The sequence below is a fragment of the Aliidiomarina quisquiliarum genome (genome assembly GCF_023922585.1).
GTDB lineage: Bacteria > Pseudomonadota > Gammaproteobacteria > Enterobacterales > Alteromonadaceae > Aliidiomarina > Aliidiomarina quisquiliarum.
This window is the reverse complement of sequence record NZ_JAMFTN010000027.1, coordinates 17,866-34,870: the sequence shown is the minus strand read 5'-3', so window position 1 is coordinate 34,870 and position 17,005 is coordinate 17,866. Positions and strand designations below refer to the sequence as shown.

Genomic DNA, 17,005 nt, shown 5'->3' with positions numbered 1-17,005 from the left:
CGATGTTCTTAAATTATATGATCAAGGCCGAAAATCTTAGTTTTATGCGTGGTAGCAAACTATTGCTTACCGCTGCACAGTTTACCATCTTTCCCGGGCAACGTGTCGGCTTAGTGGGCGCTAACGGTACTGGTAAGTCATCGCTTTTTGCCTTAATACGTGGCGAACTAAAGCAAGATCACGGCGAACTTAGTATTCCTAAAGCATGGCGTATAGCTAGTGTAGCGCAAGAAACACCGGCCCTCGACACCCCTGCCCGCGACTATGTTATTGCTGGCGACAGCGAATACATGGCTATTCAAACCGCCCTAACACAAGCAGAATTAAACAACGACGGCAATGCCATTGCGCTACTGCATGGCCAGCTCGACACTATTGGCGGTTACCAAATAGAAGCCCGCGCTTCGGCGCTATTGGCGGGCCTTGGTTTTACCACCGAACAACTTAACCACCCGGTGCAGTCATTCTCGGGTGGTTGGCGTATGCGCTTAAACTTAGCTCAGGCATTAATTGCACGGGCCGACTTATTATTACTCGACGAGCCCACCAACCACCTCGACTTAGACACTATTATTTGGTTAGAAAGTTGGCTAGTACGCTTTCCCGGCACGGTTATGATTATTTCTCACGACCGCGACTTCCTCGACGGCGTAATTACCCACACCATACATATTGAACAAGGCACCACCAATAGCTATCAAGGTAACTATTCCAGCTTTCAGCGCCAGCGTGCCGAGCGCCGTGCCCAAGCACAGCAAAAATTTGCTAAAGAGCAAGACCAACGGGCTCATTTACAAAGTTTTGTCGACCGTTTTCGCGCTAAAGCCAGTAAAGCAAAGCAGGCCCAAAGCCGCTTAAAAGCCTTAGAAAAATTAACCGCCACCGCGCCGCTCGACGAAAGCGTAAGCTACGACCTTACCTTTCCAAAACCAGACAAACTGCCTAACCCACTGATTAAACTCGACAACGTACAAGCCGGTTATGGCAGCACGGTTGTTTTAAAAGCCATTCACTTTAACTTAGTGCCTGGCAGCCGTATTGGTTTGTTAGGGCGTAACGGTGCGGGTAAGTCAACTTTAACCAAGCTGCTGGCCGGGGAAATACAACCCCTAACAGGAGACCGAGAAGTAAGCGCAGGCTTAGCTATTGGTTATTTTGCCCAGCACCAGCTCGACACTTTGCACCCCGAAGAAACCGCTATGGCGCACCTGTTGCGGCTAGACCCAAGCGCGGCGGAACAAAAAATGCGCGACTACTTAGGCCGCTTTGGCTTTAAAGGCGACCGTGCCTTCGAGCCTGTTGCACCTTTTTCTGGCGGTGAAAAAGCCCGCTTAGTGTTAGCCATGCTTATATACCAGCGGCCAAACTTACTATTACTCGACGAGCCCACCAACCACCTCGACTTAGATATGCGCGAAGCTCTGGTTATGGCGCTACAAGAATTTTCTGGGGCCATGGTAGTAGTGTCGCACGATCGACATTTTTTACGCGCTACCGTTGACGACTACTATTTAGTTGCCAATAGTGCCGTAGAGCACTTTAAGGGCGACCTTGACGACTATAGCCAATGGCTGAACGAGCAAACCTCTTCAATTGAAGATTCTTGTGTAGTGAACAGTCAAGCAGATAATGCCGAAGCTAAAGATCAAAAGAAACAACAGCGCCGAGCCGCAGCAGCCCAGCGCGAACAATTAAAGCCTCTACGAAACAAAATAAAGAAAGCCGAAATGGCCATGCAGAAAGTAGAACAAAGCTTAGCACTGATAAATGAAACCTTGGCAAACCCTGATATTTACCAAAGCAAATCGGCCGAGCAGTTAAAGGCTTTATTTCAGCAGCAAGGTCAGCAGCAAAATGAACTTGAGCAATTAGAAGCTGAATGGCTAGAGCTTGAGGCGCAATATGAGCTACTGAATCAGTAGCTCATATTCATTTGCTTAGCAAAAAACTATTCGCTAAACACCTTCCAACCTTCCTGTGTAACAAATTCCGTGTCGGTAAAGTCACTGCCACGGAATTGTACCCGGGTACGTAACGCCTCATTGCTTACTAAGCGGTTATAAAAATGCACTAAGTCAGCCTTGGTCATGCTGTCGACTAAGGCCAACTGTTGCTCGCGCCGATCAAACATAGGCTGTGCTTTACGCCATTCTCTGCGCACCAAGCTTGCTTCTTCACTTAAATTTTGTGGTGGTTGCACTAGGTTACTGCGAATAGACGCCTGCACTTCAGCAAAACGCTCGTCGCTTAGTTCAGTTAAGTATGGCAAAAAGTTGTCTTTAAAGGTGTCAAAACGAGCAATTAAGTCGCTTGGCCCACGCACTGGGCTTTGAATATAAAAGCCAAAGCCGGGGCGATCTTGTAAGTTTACTCCCGCCACACCCACCGCATAACCTAACTGTTCTTCCGTACGCAATTGGTTAAAAAAGCGAGTGTGCATGAGGTCGCGCAGCATGCTTACGGCTAAACGGGCTTGCATCGACGTTTCATTTAACAGGTAAACGTCCAGCACGGCGCTGTCGCTTAACTGGGTGTCGCTTTGGAAGTTCAACGGAAAGTCGTTTAGCTCTCGCGTTGGTTCAAACTCTTGGAAAGTACGGTCGGCATTCACCTGGGCATAGCTTGCAAGCTTACGGGTTAAGGCCAACGCGGTGGCTTCCGCATGATTGCCATACACAAAGCTTCGTACGCTTACATCGCTTAATAGTGCCTCACGACTGGCCAGCACTTGCTCCATGGTAATGGCTTGAATACCCGCTAGGCGTTCACTTTCTAACTTATATTCAGCTGCTGTCAGTTGCGTATAAGTAGGAAATAAACGCTGTAGTGGCCGTTCTCGGCGCATATTTTCAATTTGCCGGCGGAACCGGTCGCGCGACTGCTCTAGCTGTTCTGGCGAAGGTGTAAAAGCTAAAAAGCGGTCCATAACCATGCTAGCTAATTGCTCTTGCTTGTCGTTAAAACCCGACATAAATAATTCTAGCCCGGTACCTAAGCTTAGGCTAAAACTTACCCCAGCAATCGACGCTTCACGGGCAAAACCTTGTTCGCTCAAGTTAAAGGTGTCTAGCAGCATGCGGGCGGCTGTACGCTGTTCCCAAGTTAATTCACTTAGCAGCTTATGGTAGTTCACCGTTACCGCAGCGCGGGGCTCGGCAAAACGTTCACTACGCTGGTACAACAACGACACACCTTGGTTATTTAATAATGTTTTGGGCTCTTTGCTTATTGCGCCTAATACCAAACTTAGGTTTTCTGGTAATAAACGGTTTACGGCAGGCAAATTAATAGGCACTGGCCCCGCCATATTTTTCCAGTCAGCAATGGTTTGTTCCGTTAGTTTTTCAATGCGGTAGTGGCCGTCGAAAAAGTGCATTTCTCGGTCTGTTTCTACATCGGCGGCAATAACAAAAATGCGCACATTGGCAGGGGTTAAACTGTCGAGCACCTGTTGGGTGGCCGCAGCGTCGAAATGGTCTAAGCGATAATCGCCGTCAACCGCATGCTGCATCGGCACCGTTTGCATTACCGCGGCTAAATTCGACACATATTGGAACGCCCCTTGGCGACGCAAAAATTGAAAGTCATTGTTCAATACTGTACGCACTTCGTCTACATAGGCTAAATCAACACCTTCGTGGCGAATTTCATCGAGGTAGCGGAACAACAGCCCCATTACCAATTCTTTTTGTGCGTACCCTTGTTCAGTTAGGCTAATGTGAACCCGTAAGCGCCCAGCGTTGCCGTAGTTATTCGCTTCGCCCCACGAACTCATCGACTCGATAAAGCCAGCTTCACGTAATAAGGCCGCCGGGGTACCTGGCATTTCCGAAGCAATAATATACGACACAATACCCGCCGGCTTACTTAGAAACGCGGCGCTCATGTCGGGTATAAGAAAGTCGAACAACAGCTCACGGGTTTCAACCTGTGGCTTGTAATAAATAACCTGTTGCAGTTCGTTGGCGGTTGCCGGCGGTACGGTAATGTCGTCTACCTTGGCGTTAAAGTTAGGGATGTCGCTAAAAGCGTCGCGGGCCAATTGCTCTAGCTCGTCTAGGCTACGGTTACCTGCTAACGCTACGGTCATTAAATTGGCGGAATAATAACGCTGATAAAACTCCACCATGGTTGGTAGCAGTTTGCTGTTTTCCTTGTCGCTTAACGACTCGTTATTACCAATACGAAAGCGGGCTATAGGGTGGGCTGGGTTTAAGGTAATATTATTCAGCGCAAACATTACAAAACCGTCGTTGGCACGTTGCATCGACCATTCTGAATTCACTGCGTTTACTTCTTTTTCTACATATTCAGGCGTAAACAGCGGGGCTTTAAAGAAGTCGGCAAAACGGTCTAAGGCTTCTGGCAAAGCATTGTTATTTATTTCAAACATATAGTTAGTATGGTCGTCGGCGGTGTAGGCATTATGCATACCGTTATGGCGCGCCATAAATTCGCTGTATTCATCTGGGTTTGGGTATTTTTCAGTGCCAAGAAACAGCATGTGTTCTAAAAAGTGCGCTAAACCCAGTTGGTCGTCGGGGTTTTGCATACTACCGGCACCCACTGCCAATGCCGCCGCCGACTTTTCTGTTTCAGGGTCGCTTACCAGCATTACTTGAATACCATTTTCTAAGGTTAAGGCGCGGTATTCGCGGGTATCGTACGGACTAGTGTAAACTTGATCGCTACTGGCTACTTGAACCTCGGGTGCCGAACAGCCCGTTAACGCCAAGCTAAGTAGCAAAACAGTTACGAAAAGTAATTTATAATTAGAAAGCTTCATGTATATGGTCCATCAACAGAATGAAGGTTAGATTATGCAAGCCCAACCGGCACCGTTCAATGAAACAATTGTTTCTAACCATTTCAAGCCCCAGGTTTTTAACCCTCACCCATGGTTTAAAAACGCTCATTTACAAACCCTTTGGTCGCGGTTAGCCAAGTATCAGCCCCGTGTAGAATTGTTTTGGCAAGAACTAACCCTACCCGACGGCGACTTTGTTGACTTAGCTTGGACCGCACCACGGGCAACAATAGCCGCAAGCCACGCACCCCTGCTGGTTATATTTCATGGTTTAGAAGGCAGTGCTAAGTCGTCTTATGCCGACCAACTTATGCTCGAAGCTAAGCAGCAAGGCTGGCACGCCGTGGTTATGCACTTTCGAAGCTGCTCTGGCCGGCCCAACCGTACTGCCCGTGCTTATCATTCCGGCGACACCGCCGACGCTCGTTTTTTTGTGCAGTACTTAGCCCACGAGTTTACTGCCAAGCCACTTTATGCAGCGGGTTATAGTTTAGGCGGTAATATGTTGGTGAAATTACTGGCCGAGTCGCCCGAACTACCTATTGTGGCGGCAGCGGCGGTGTCGGCACCGCTCGCTTTAGCGCCCAGTTCGCAACGCATTAACCGGGGCTGGTCGCGCATGTACCGTAACCATTTACTAAATAGCCTAAAACAAAAAACCTTAGCTAAACTAGAAAATGGCGTGCTTGCCAACCACCTAAACATAACCGAGCGTTGCTTGCTGTCTATTCGCGACTTTCCTAATTTCGACAACCTTGTTACAGCACCTTTGCACGGCTTTAGCAGCGCCAGCGACTATTACCGCCAGTGTAGTGGGTTACAATTTTTAGGTGCTATTCAAACTCCGCTGCTTATTGTGCATGCTAAAGACGACCCCTTTACCTGCAAGGCGTCGATCCCGGATCGCAATGCGCTAAGCCCGCAGGTACACTACGAACTACACCAACGGGGTGGTCACGTGGGTTTTATTGAAAAACGTAACGGCAATGCCTTACCTTGGCTACCACCACGTTTATTTAATTTTTTTACTGAACAGGAGTTTTATGCTCATTCCATGGCAAAAGCTTGAAGCAGAAACACTTACCAAGCTAATAGAACAGTTTGTGTTAATGGAAGGTACCGAATATGGCGAATTCGACGTTTCACTAGCCACCAAAGTAAACCAAGTGCGTCGCCAACTAAAAGCCGGCGACGCTATTATTGTTTGGTCTGAATTACACGAAAGTGCGCATATTGTGCCAAAGTCGGGTTATGTACCGGAAGAATAGCCTACCAGTAGCTAAGCCGGCCTCTGCCCGTTAAATATTAGCGGCCAAGCAATACGTGGGTCGCCCAATACTAAGAAGTTCGGGTTCACAGGGTTTTTCTGGTGGTTATATAACAAGGCATTAAAGTGCTCGTCAACTAAACTACCCCCCGCTTCTTGTACTAAAATTTGTGCCGCGGCGGTGTCCCACTCGCCGGTTTCACCCACCCGATAAAAGCAGTCGGCGGTGCCTTCTGCCACCAAACACGACTTTAACGCACAACTACCCGTAAGCACCCGTTCCACTGTGCGGTTACCATTGTGCATACGCGACAATATACGTTCGGCGGGCTGGCGACGGCTAAGGGCAATAGTAATTGGATCAGTAGCCGGGTTAAGCAGTTGCCGCACCCGAATGTTTGCTAATTTACTGCCAACTTTACGCCACGCTCCTTGGCCACGGCCAGCAAAGTACACGGCATTTTTAGCCGGCCAATAAATAACCCCTAACACGGGTTGGTCTTGTTCTACTAAGGCAATACTTACGGCGAAGTCGTCGCTGCCGTAAATAAATTCTTGGGTGCCGTCGAGGGGGTCTACTAACCAATACGAACCCCAATCACGGCGCTCGCGCCAAGGCCTTAAGGCTTCTTCCGTTAGCACCGGCAAATGTGGGGTTAGTGTGGTTAAGCGCCGTACAATTAAGTCGCTGGCGGCAAAGTCGGCCGAAGTAACCGGTGAACTGTCACTTTTGCTTTCTACCGCAAACCCACCGCTGCGTTGTAATTCAAGCAACAGCTTGCCCGTTTCGCTGGCAACATCGCAGGTTGGCTCTAGCAATGCCGCTAGCTCGGTACTAGGCATGAAACTCATGTGTTCCACCCTCCCTGGTCGAGCCAACGGCGTAAAAGTAATAACGCAGCAATGCTTCGTGCTTCGGTAAAGTCGGGTTGGTTTAGCAAGTTATCGAGTTCCGACAGCTTCCATGGTACTATTTCCAATGGCTCGGGCTCGTCACCAGGCAGCCATTCTGGGTATAAGTTGCGGCCAACAAATAAGGTCATGTGGGCAGCCATAAAAGACGACGCCACAGTTACGGTTTTAAGCTCTTTAAGTTCGCGCACACCAAAGCCAATTTCTTCTTTAAGTTCGCGGTCGGCGGCTTGTGCTGGCGTTTCACCCGGGTCGATTAACCCTTTAGGGAAGCCAAGCTGGTAATTATGCAAGCCGGCGGCATACTCACGAATAAGTAACATGGTGTGTTCATCTTGCATGGGCACCACTAATACCGCACCACGGCCACTACCTTGCATACGTTCGTATTGGCGTAGGGCGCCATTACTAAATTTTAGGTTTATTGCTTCAATGCGTAGCAAGCGACTTTCCGCTACAATCTGACGCGACAATATGGTGGGAACTTGCTTACTAGGCACAATACGTTTGCTCACAGCTCCATCAGCGTGTTGAACATATACCATAACGAAACTACGGGGAAACTGCATGTTAAATTGGTCTGAAATAGACACCGTTCTGCTCGACATGGACGGCACCCTACTCGACTTACATTACGACAACCATTTTTGGAACGATTATTTACTGCAGTGCTATGCAAAACAGCATCAACTTTCGGTGCAGCAAACCCAGTCATTCTTTCGTAATGCCTTCAGCCAGGTGGCAGGTACCCTTAATTGGTATTGTATCGACTACTGGGAACGTACCTTAAAGCTACCCATTCGAGAACTAAAAGAACACTTCGCCGACAAAATTAAATATCGGCCCGACGCACCCGCTTTTCTCGACGCTTTAAAGCAGGCCGGTAAAGAAGTGGTTATTGTAACCAACGCCCACCCCGACGCGCTGGCACTAAAAAACAAATACACCGACTTACAACAACGGTGCGCCATACAATATTCCACCCACGACTTTGGCTACTGCAAAGAATTTCAAGAGCTTTGGCTAGGGCTGCAGCAACAGTTGCAATTTAACCCCGAACGTACTTTGTTTGCCGACGACAGCGAACATATTTTAGACAGTGCCCGCACCTTTGGTATTCGTTATACCCTTGGCATTGAAACCCCCGACAGCCAACAGCCCGCTACTCGTTTTAGTCGGCACATGTCGGTGGCTTCATTTGCGCAATTACCTGCAATAGAGTAATACCTACAAGCAGCTGATTTAAGTTACAATTAGCAGCGTAAAGCGCGGGTTTTACGTTGCCCAGTAGTAAACACGAGGAGCCTATGGCTAAGCACAACAAACGAACAACAACCGCAGACTACGACTTCGTCGTTATTGGCTCGGGCCCGGCCGGCGAAGGCGCCGCCATGATGCTAGCCAAGCGTGGCCAAAAAGTAGCTATTGTCGAAGCCTACCCAAGGCTTGGCGGCAGCTGCACCCACCGCGGCACTATTCCTTCTAAAGCCTTACGCCACTCGGTAAACCGCTTAATTGAATACAATTCTAGCCCACTGTTTAAGCAAGACCAAATGCCACGCCGGTTGTCTTTTAAAGAAATTTTGCGCCACTCTGAAACCGTTATCCGCAAACAAGTGGCCTTACGCAGCTCGTTTTATGTGCGTAACCACGTAACTGTTATTCATGGTTATGCGTCGTTTATTGACAAGCACCACTTGGAAGTAAAAAAACCCGACGGTTCGGTAGATCGGCTTAATGTTGGTAAAGTAGTAATTGCCACCGGTTCGCGCCCTTACCGGCCTGACAATGTCGACTTTAAGCATCCTCGTATTTACGACTCCGACACGGTATTAACCCTAGACCATGACCCACGCTCTATTATTATTGTTGGCGCCGGAGTTATTGGTTGTGAATACGCCAGTATTTTCCGCGGTTTAGGTGTAAAGGTTGACTTAGTGAATAACCGCGACCGTTTGTTGTCATTCCTTGATTCTGAGTTTTCCGACGCACTCAGTTATCACTTACGCAACAACGGCGTTATTATTCGCCATGGTGAAGAATTCAAAACCATTGAAGGCGGTGCCGACAACGTTATTTTAACTACCATGTCGGGCAAGCGTATGTTTGCCGACTGCCTGTTATACGCCAACGGCCGCTCTGGTAATATTGAAGGCTTAAATATCGAAGCTATTGGTTTGCAAGCTAACCACCGTGGCCAACTAGAAGTAGACCAAAATTACTGTACATCGGTAGATAATGTGTACGCCGTGGGCGACATAATTGGCTACCCCAGCCTTGCTAGTGCCGCTTACGACCAAGGCCGTATTGCTGCCACTGCCATGCTCGACGGCACGTGCGACACCAAGCTTATTTCCGACATTCCCACCGGCATTTATACCATTCCTGAAATTAGTTCAGTGGGCGCAACAGAAGAGCAATTAACCACCCACAAAGTGCCCTATGAAGTGGGGCGTGCGCAGTTTAAGCATTTAGCTCGAGCACAAATAGCCGACAGCGATGTGGGCAGCCTAAAACTTATTTTTCACCGTGAAACATTAGAAATTTTAGGCATTCACTGCTTTGGTGAACGTGCCTCGGAAATTATTCACATTGGCCAGGCTATTATGGAACAGAAAAACGGCGGTAATAATATTAATTACTTTATTAATACCACCTTTAATTACCCAACTATGGCCGAGGCCTATCGTGTTGCAGCTTTAAACGGCATGAACCGCTTAGCACCAGAAAGCTAACTGTTATTCAGTTGTTTATTTATGGTGGCGCTTCAGTGGCAGCTCTACGCTAATACTGAAGCCCCCACTCGGTTTATTATTAACCCGTAGTTCGCCTTCATGCACGTCGACAATACGCCGCACTATAGCCAAACCTAACCCTGAGCCTTCCCCGCCGCGGGCTGTGTCGCCTTGCCTGAAGGGCGCACACATTTCTTCAAAGTCTTCGGCCGGTATACCTTTACCTGCGTCGCTCACCGAAAACCACACCCGGGCTTTGCGCTTATTCCAGCCACTGCGAATGATAATTGGCGGAACACCATAACGCCGCGCATTCACCACTAAATTCGTTAGCAAACGCTTAATAGCCGTAGGGTTCACTAAAAGTAATGGCAAATTATTATCGAGCGCTAATTCTATCGGCTCTAGTTCGGTGTAATCGTTGGTTAACACCACGTCATGAATAAGTTCATTTAAGCTCACTTTAGCCACGTCGCTCATGTCGGGCGAGCGAACAAAGTCGACAAATTGATCAATAATCGAATTCATATCGTCAATATCGCGCACGATACCTTCATACATGGTCTCGCTAAATACATCTTCATTTGACTGACTGGCATCTTCATTTGAATGGCTGTCGCTTACTGACATTATTTCGGCAGCCAGCCGAATGCGTGTTAATGGGGTGCGTAAGTCGTGAGAAATACCCGCCAATAACAATGAGCGGTCAGCGTCTAACTTTTGCATACTGCGCGACATTTTATTAAAGGCTTGGGTTACGTTAGCCACTTCTGAAACCCCTGCTTCTGGCAATGGGTCGCTGTAAATTCCTCGGCTCATGTCTAATGCCGCCCGCTGCAAGCGCCGCAAAGGCCGGTTTAACCATCGGGCAAACCACGCCCCACCCGCCACACTTAAGCTGCCAATAAGTAATAAATAAAATAATAATGGTGAAAACTGGCGGTCGTCTAAACTACTTAATACCACCCGATACCAGGTTGAATCACCGTCGAATTGCACCCAAATATGAATAAGTCCTGTTTGGCTAAAACGTACCGTTACGGGCTGTTCAAGTAAGCTGCTTAGTTCATTAGAAATAAAAGAATAAGGAACAGCTAAGTCGACCCCAGCTTGAATGGCTTCATTAGCCGTGAATACTTCAACCCCAGAAATTTCGCTATAGCGTTCGCGTAAGCGGGGCAACAAACGTTGCTCGGCAATAAGTTGGTGTGCTTGAATTTGTTTGCCAACCAAATAACTAAGCTGCTGAACACTGGGCTTAACCACGTACATAGTAATCATTAGGTACGACACCACTTGGTTAATAATTAAAATTCCAGCCAGCAACACCAAGGTACGAGCAAACGCTGTGCGGGGTAAGTATTTCATATTAGGTTTGGGCAACGCCGTCGGGAACAAACACATAACCCAAGCCCCAAACGGTTTGCAAATAGCGCGGGTTACTCGGGTCGGCTTCAATAATGCGCCGCAAGCGCGACACTTGCACGTCAATACTACGTTCCATGGCGCTATAGTCGCGGCCACGGGCCAAGTGCATTAATTTGTCGCGTGAAAGGGGTTCGCGCGCATGGTTTACCAAGGCTTTTAATACCGCGAATTCGCCACTGGTTAGGTTAATAACTTCAATGCCACGGTGCAGCTCGCGGGTAGCTAAATTAAAGCAAAAGCCGCCAAACTCCACTTCTTGGCCATCAGAACTGGGCGCCCCGGGCGTTTCTCGTACTTGACGCCGCAGCACCGCCCTAATGCGCGCTAGCAATTCGCGGGGGTTAAAAGGCTTAGGCATATAGTCGTCGGCGCCTACTTCTAAGCCCAAAATACGGTCTGCTTCGTCGCCCTTCGCCGTTAGCATAATTATAGGAATAGAATTATTTTTGCTTCGTAGCCGCTGACAAATAGCTATGCCGTTTTCGCCCGGCAGCATTAAGTCGAGCACAATTAAATGAAAGGTTTCACGTAATAATAACCGGTCCATTTGCCCACTGTCGGCCACAGCCCGTACTTGAAAGCCTTGGTCGGTTAAATATCGTTCTAGCAACGCACGTAAGCGCACGTCATCGTCTACTATTAAAATTCGGTTTACTGTTTCGCCCACGTTGTTATCTCCATACGGTTTCAAACAACAGTGTAAGGATCAGCAGCGCCGTTGCCAATATTTATACCCTAGCAAATTAACAACGCTGCCAATTTGCGGTGCCAGCTCGGCCACAAGGGCCCAGTTTTCAACTGCTATAGCGGCGGTTACAGCTTCCATATCGCGGCCAAGTTTTTGCATAACTTGCTGCAACACCATATTCGGCACTTCATTATTTGCTTGCGCATGCAATAGCGAATTTGAACTCGCCCACAACATTAGGGCCAGCAACATGGTTGTGTAGGTATATTTTGCCAGTTTCATAGGTCACCTTTTTTATTGTTTTGGTAAAACCGCTCTAATTCCGCCATGGCGCTTGCTGCGTCGTCTACGTAGCTAAATAAGTTCAAATCGCTAGCGCTTATGTAGCCTTCGGCCACCAAGTAGTCGAAGTCTATCGCTCGCTGCCAAAAAGCTTGGCCAACCAGCACAATAGGAATGCGCGGCATTTTGCCGGTTTGAATTAGGGTAAGCACTTCAAATAGTTCGTCGAGGGTGCCAAAGCCGCCAGGAAAAGTAACCAGCCCTTTGGCCTTTATTAAAAAGTGCATTTTGCGCAAGGCAAAGTAATGAAAACGAAAGGCTAATTCAGGGCTAATATAGGGGTTAGGGTTTTCTTCGTTCGGCAAAGTAATGGTTAAGCCAATTGAACGGGCACCAGCTTCATAGGCACCACGATTAGCCGCTTCCATAATGCCCGGGCCACCGCCTGTAACCACAACAAAGTCATTGCGTTTTTCTTGTTGAAAGCGGGCTGAAATTAACTTGGCAAACTGGCGGGCTTGCTCGTAGTACCGCGCTTGTTCTACCCGCTTAGTAGCCAGGCTTAGTTCTTGCTTAAGGCCTGTATTGTTTGGCTTGGCTCGGCTTTGTGTGGCCTTGTTAGCGTATTCTTTGTCAGCCGAATCAGTATCAAGCACGCGGGCACTGCCAAACACCACCACCGTAGAATGTATATGCTCTTGGCGTAACACCAATTCTGGCTTGAGTAGTTCTAGCTGCAGCCGTATTGGTCTTAAGTCTGCATGGTTAAGCAATTCCATATCGGCTTCAGCCAAACGATACGTAGGCGACTCGAGAATAGATAACAACCGCCATGTCATGTCTGTGGTTTGCATGTATTTGCCCTCGTGTTTGAATAAACCCAGTTACTCTAGCCGCCTTCTTACAAATAAAGTGGCTAGGGTTAACGACACCACAGCAATAACCAACAACGGCCACACGTTGGCTAAAATGTCGCTTGGAGTAAGTGCTTTTAAAAAACTGCCCTGCACAATTACTAAAAAGTGCGTAAGCGGAATAGCTTGAGCTAAGGCTTGTAATATCATAGGCATATTTTCAACGGGGGTGGCAAAGCCCGACATTAATACCGCCGGCACGCCAATAGCAAAAGCCCCCAATATAGCTTGCTGCTGGGTGCTACTTATGGCTGAAATCATTAAGCCAATACCTACCACCGACAAAATAAACAAAACAATGCTAATTAACAGCAACCAAAAAGAGCCACTAAAAGGAATTTGGAATAAGAACACCGCCGCGGCAATCATTAATAGCCCTAATAACGTACCAATAGCCAAGGCCGGCAACGACTTTGAAATAATAATTTCAGCCGTTGAGGTGGGCGACACTAATAGCTGATCAAAGGTGCCTAATTCACGTTCACGGGCAATCGACAACGACGTAATCATTAAGGCGCTAAAAAACGCTAAAATGCCGCTTAACCCCGGTACAATAAACCAACGATAATTTAAGTTCGGGTTAAACCAATGGCGCACCACCACTGGGGTAATTTGGCTTTGCTCCGCCTGCACTTCGGCACTTATGTCGGCCACAATAGCCGACAAATAACCAAAGGTAATTTGCCCCGAATTACTTCGCCGGCCGTCTATAAGAACTTGCAGTTGGCCACTTGCGCCAGCGGTAATTTGCCGAGAAAAATCAATAGGCACCTGAATACCAGCAATAACTTTGCCTTCATTAATTAAGCGCTGTAAATCGCTACTTTTGCCCACATAGTGAATGTTGCTAACAAAGTCGGCGTGGTCTAAACGCATAACAAGCTCTTGCGACCAGCGCCCCGAGTCTTGGTTGTATACGGCAAGTTCTACATTGCTTACTTCTAAGGTAGCGGCAAAGGCAAATATTAATAACTGCAATAAGGGCGGCGCAAAAATAACCATGCGGCTGCGTGGGTCTCTTAGCACGCTGAACACTTCTTTTATAAATTGCGCCCGTAGCCGTACTATAGAAAACGAACTCGACTGCTTTGTCATTATTAGCCCTCCAAGTTCTTGCGGGTGGCACGTTTAGCCAGCACAAAGAAAAATGTACCAATGGCGGCCATGGCAAGTAGGTTTGGCCAAAACACAGCCCAAATGTCGCCCACTAAAAACACCGTTTTTAACGACGAAACAAAATATCGGGCCGGCACAAACCAAGTAATAAACTGAATGGGAGCGGGCATACCGTCTATTTCATACAAGAAGCCAGACAGCATAAAGGCCGGTAAAAACCCAGAGAACAGCGCTATTTGTGCAGCTAAAAACTGATTACGAGTAACCGACGAAATAAGTAACCCTTGCCCTAACGCTGGAATCATAAACACCGCCGACAAAAACAACAGCGCCGCCAGCGAGCCGCGCAACGGCACATTGAACACGAAAATAGCCAAGGCCGCAGCCCCTAAGGTGGCTAACATACCCAGCACGAAATAAGGCAACAGCTTACCAATCAGAATTTCCACCACCGAAGCCGGCGTCGACATAACCGCTTCCATGGTGCCGCGCTCCCATTCGCGCGCCACCACTAACGCCGTTAGCATGGTGCCAATAATGGTCATAACAATGGCAATAGCACCCGGCACTAGCGAGCGGCGGCTTTCCAATTCGGCATTAAACCAATAACGGGGCTCTAGCTCTATGGCGGCCGGCGCCACCTTCATGCCTGCGCCAGCGCCCCAGTTTTGAATTACCCCTTGGGTATAATTTGCCACATAGTTGGCGGTGTTCGGCTGCGAGCCGTCGGTAATAATTTGAATTAGTGGTAGGCCATTTTGGCTGTGTAAGCGTTGTTCAAAGTCTTGAGGAATAACCACAAAGCCACGCAATTTACCCGACACCACTTGTTCCGCCACTTCGCGCCGGTCTTGCGCCATGGTTACATTTAAATAACGGGTACTAGCAAAAGCCGCCGCCAACTGCTGGGCCGGCGCCGAATTAGACTCTTGCACCACACCAATGCGCACGTCGCGTACATCAAGCGACACCGCATAGGCAAATAAAAACAACAGCACCACCGGCAACACAAAGGCAATTAACAGCGTAGAAGGGTCGCGTATAGCCTGCAGGCTTTCTTTGTACACCAAGGCGCCTAGCCGTTTTAAGTCGAACTTTTTCACCTTCATACGCCCCCCTGCTTTTTAAGATCGTCGGCTAAGTCGGCCGCTTCCACTAAATATATAAAGGCGTCTTCCATGGTGGGGTCTGGGCATTGTTCGGTAATAGCGCTTCGTTTTAGTGCGTCGGGCGTGTCTAAGGCAATAAGCTCGGAACGGTGCAGCAACGCCACCCGATCACAATATTCTGCCTCGTCCATAAAGTGAGTGGTTACCATAATGGTTACGCCTTTGCGGGCCAAACCATTAATATGGGTCCAAAATTCTCTGCGGGTAATGGGGTCGACCCCCGAAGTGGGCTCGTCTAAAAATAACACCGGCGGTTGGTGCATAACCGCACAAGCCAGCGCCAAGCGCTGCTTAAAACCTAAGGGTAACGAGTCGGGCGAGCTATTTAGCCATGGCTCTAGGGCAAAACCCTTGATCATTTCGGCAATACGCTGCCGTTGCTTGGCACCACTTAAACCATATACACCGGCAGAAAATTCTAAGTTTTGCTTAACCGACAACAAACCATACAAGGAAAACTTTTGAGCCATATAACCCAACTGGCCTTTCGCCGCCCCAGTGGCTTTACGCAAGTCTAACCCCACCACGTGGGCTTCCCCCGCGGTTGGCTTCATTAACCCACATAACATTTTAAAGGTGGTCGACTTACCTGCACCATTGGGGCCAAGCAAACCAAATATTTCGCCTTTTTGCACCTCAAAACTCACGTTATTGGTGGCGGTAAAGTCACCGAAACGCTTAGTTAAATGCTTACACGACACGGCAATATTAGAAGCTAACTCCACCTTCGGCAAGCGCTCCGCCAAGGCCGAAGTACCACCTGGGCCACCACCCAACAAGTCGATAAAGGCGTCTTCAAAGCGCGGCGGCACTTCCTGTATGGTTGCTTGCACGCGGTTGGCTAACTGCTGTAATTCATTTACCTGGGCGTCTTTTCGAAGTACCGCGCGAACCGCAGCCCCTTGAATAACACCGTCGCTTACACTGGGCAAGTTTAACACTTCTGCCAACACCGCGCGGCGCTCGGCGCCCACGTTTTCAAGCCGAAAACTGCGCCCTACCAAGCGGTTGGTTAATTCTTCCGGTGGCCCTTGAAATACTAGCTGGCCTTCGTTCAACAACAACACCGTATCGCACCGCTCGGCTTCGTCTAAATACGCCGTCGACCACACCACCGCCATACCTTCGTCGGTTAAGGCTTGCACCATGCGCCATAAGTCTTGCCGGCTAACGGGGTCTACGCCTACGGCGGGCTCGTCTAACAACAACACTTTTGGCCTGGCCATTAACGCACAGGCAAGGCCTAGCTTTTGTTTCATACCACCGGACAATTTACCCGCCAGGCGCTCGGTAAAAGGGCCAAGGCGAGTAAATTCCAACAGCTCGGCAAATAATTCCGTATGCTCAGCAACGTTCATTCCGCGCAAGCGCGCGTACAAACGCATATTTTCCATTACCGTTAGGTCTTCGTATAAGCCAAATCGTTGTGGCATATAGCCCGTAACCACATGAATGGCTTCGTTGTTGTTCACCACATCAAAACCCGCCACCGTAGCATGGCCTGCGTTGGGCTCTAATAACCCAGTAAGAATACGCATAAGGGTGGTTTTACCAGCCCCGTCGGGGCCGGCAATGCCAGTAAGTTGGCCGTATTGAATGGTGGCGCTCAAGTTGCGCAATGCTTTGGTATTGGCAAAGTGCTTGTTTACGCCTTCAATTACCACCGCTGTATTATTGGCCAGCATAT

15 protein-coding genes are annotated in these 17,005 nt (G+C 48.6%); 5 read left to right on the top strand and 10 right to left on the bottom strand.

The features are described from left to right. Nucleotides 1–17 precede the first annotated feature (17 nt). A complete protein-coding gene (locus M1L23_RS11905) occupies nucleotides 18–1,922 on the top strand; it encodes an ATP-binding cassette domain-containing protein (RefSeq protein WP_252627661.1) in 1,905 nt (634 codons plus the stop codon). A 26-nt stretch (nucleotides 1,923–1,948) separates the two neighbouring features. Here M1L23_RS11905 and M1L23_RS11900 read toward each other — a convergent pair whose 3' ends face one another. Further along, on the bottom strand, nucleotides 1,949–4,786 hold the full coding sequence (locus M1L23_RS11900) for an insulinase family protein (protein WP_252627660.1): 2,838 nt from the start codon (nucleotides 4,784–4,786) through the stop codon (nucleotides 1,949–1,951). Nucleotides 4,787–4,820: 34 nt separating this feature from the next. Here M1L23_RS11900 and M1L23_RS11895 point away from each other — a divergent pair, with 34 nt between their 5' ends. Further along, nucleotides 4,821–5,876, top strand: a complete 1,056-nt coding sequence (locus M1L23_RS11895) for a hydrolase (RefSeq protein ID WP_252627659.1) — start codon at nucleotides 4,821–4,823, stop codon at nucleotides 5,874–5,876. Then, nucleotides 5,851–6,075 (top strand): YheU family protein, encoded by a 225-nt coding sequence (locus tag M1L23_RS11890; RefSeq protein ID WP_252627658.1) that lies wholly within the window; start codon nucleotides 5,851–5,853, stop codon nucleotides 6,073–6,075. Before M1L23_RS11895 ends, M1L23_RS11890 begins: the two co-directional genes overlap by 26 nt. A gap of 11 nt (nucleotides 6,076–6,086) precedes the next feature. On the opposite strand, the gene cysQ is transcribed toward M1L23_RS11890, so the two are convergent. Together cysQ and nudE are read right to left on the bottom strand one after the other, a co-directional pair. Next, nucleotides 6,087–6,926, bottom strand: a complete 840-nt coding sequence (gene cysQ / locus M1L23_RS11885) for a 3'(2'),5'-bisphosphate nucleotidase CysQ (protein WP_252627657.1) — start codon at nucleotides 6,924–6,926, stop codon at nucleotides 6,087–6,089. Continuing rightward, complete coding sequence (gene nudE, locus M1L23_RS11880) at nucleotides 6,923–7,531, bottom strand: ADP compounds hydrolase NudE (protein ID WP_252627674.1); 609 nt, start codon at nucleotides 7,529–7,531, stop codon at nucleotides 6,923–6,925. Before nudE ends, cysQ begins: the two co-directional genes overlap by 4 nt. Nucleotides 7,532–7,553: 22 nt before the next feature. Here nudE and yrfG point away from each other — a divergent pair, with 22 nt between their 5' ends. Together yrfG and sthA are read left to right on the top strand one after the other, a co-directional pair. Then, nucleotides 7,554–8,210 (top strand): GMP/IMP nucleotidase, encoded by a 657-nt coding sequence (yrfG, locus tag M1L23_RS11875; RefSeq protein ID WP_252627656.1) that lies wholly within the window; start codon nucleotides 7,554–7,556, stop codon nucleotides 8,208–8,210. 83 nt (nucleotides 8,211–8,293) lie between these two features. Then, nucleotides 8,294–9,721, top strand: coding sequence for a Si-specific NAD(P)(+) transhydrogenase (gene sthA, locus M1L23_RS11870; RefSeq protein ID WP_252627655.1), 1,428 nt, complete (start codon nucleotides 8,294–8,296; stop codon nucleotides 9,719–9,721). 15 nt (nucleotides 9,722–9,736) lie between these two features. Here the strand turns inward: sthA and envZ are convergent, their stop codons facing one another. The 7 genes from envZ to M1L23_RS11835 are packed head-to-tail and all read right to left on the bottom strand — an operon-like array spanning nucleotide 9,737 to nucleotide 17,003. Next, nucleotides 9,737–11,125: a two-component system sensor histidine kinase EnvZ gene (envZ, locus tag M1L23_RS11865; protein WP_252627654.1), complete on the bottom strand. Its 1,389-nt coding sequence runs from the start codon at nucleotides 11,123–11,125 to the stop codon at nucleotides 9,737–9,739. Next, entirely contained in the window at nucleotides 11,091–11,816 is a 726-nt protein-coding gene (gene ompR, locus M1L23_RS11860; protein ID WP_252627653.1) for an osmolarity response regulator transcription factor OmpR, read from the bottom strand. Before ompR ends, envZ begins: the two co-directional genes overlap by 35 nt. A gap of 39 nt (nucleotides 11,817–11,855) precedes the next feature. Then, nucleotides 11,856–12,119, bottom strand: a complete 264-nt coding sequence (locus tag M1L23_RS11855) for a hypothetical protein (protein ID WP_252627652.1) — start codon at nucleotides 12,117–12,119, stop codon at nucleotides 11,856–11,858. After that, a complete protein-coding gene (locus M1L23_RS11850) occupies nucleotides 12,116–12,973 on the bottom strand; it encodes an LOG family protein (protein WP_252627651.1) in 858 nt (285 codons plus the stop codon). Before M1L23_RS11850 ends, M1L23_RS11855 begins: the two co-directional genes overlap by 4 nt. A gap of 30 nt (nucleotides 12,974–13,003) precedes the next feature. Beyond that, nucleotides 13,004–14,128, bottom strand: a complete 1,125-nt coding sequence (locus M1L23_RS11845; protein ID WP_252627650.1) for an ABC transporter permease — start codon at nucleotides 14,126–14,128, stop codon at nucleotides 13,004–13,006. A 2-nt stretch (nucleotides 14,129–14,130) separates the two neighbouring features. Continuing rightward, nucleotides 14,131–15,258: an ABC transporter permease gene (locus M1L23_RS11840; RefSeq protein ID WP_252627649.1), complete on the bottom strand. Its 1,128-nt coding sequence runs from the start codon at nucleotides 15,256–15,258 to the stop codon at nucleotides 14,131–14,133. Further along, complete coding sequence (locus tag M1L23_RS11835; RefSeq protein WP_252627648.1) at nucleotides 15,255–17,003, bottom strand: ATP-binding cassette domain-containing protein; 1,749 nt, start codon at nucleotides 17,001–17,003, stop codon at nucleotides 15,255–15,257. Before M1L23_RS11835 ends, M1L23_RS11840 begins: the two co-directional genes overlap by 4 nt. Nucleotides 17,004–17,005 lie beyond the last annotated feature (2 nt).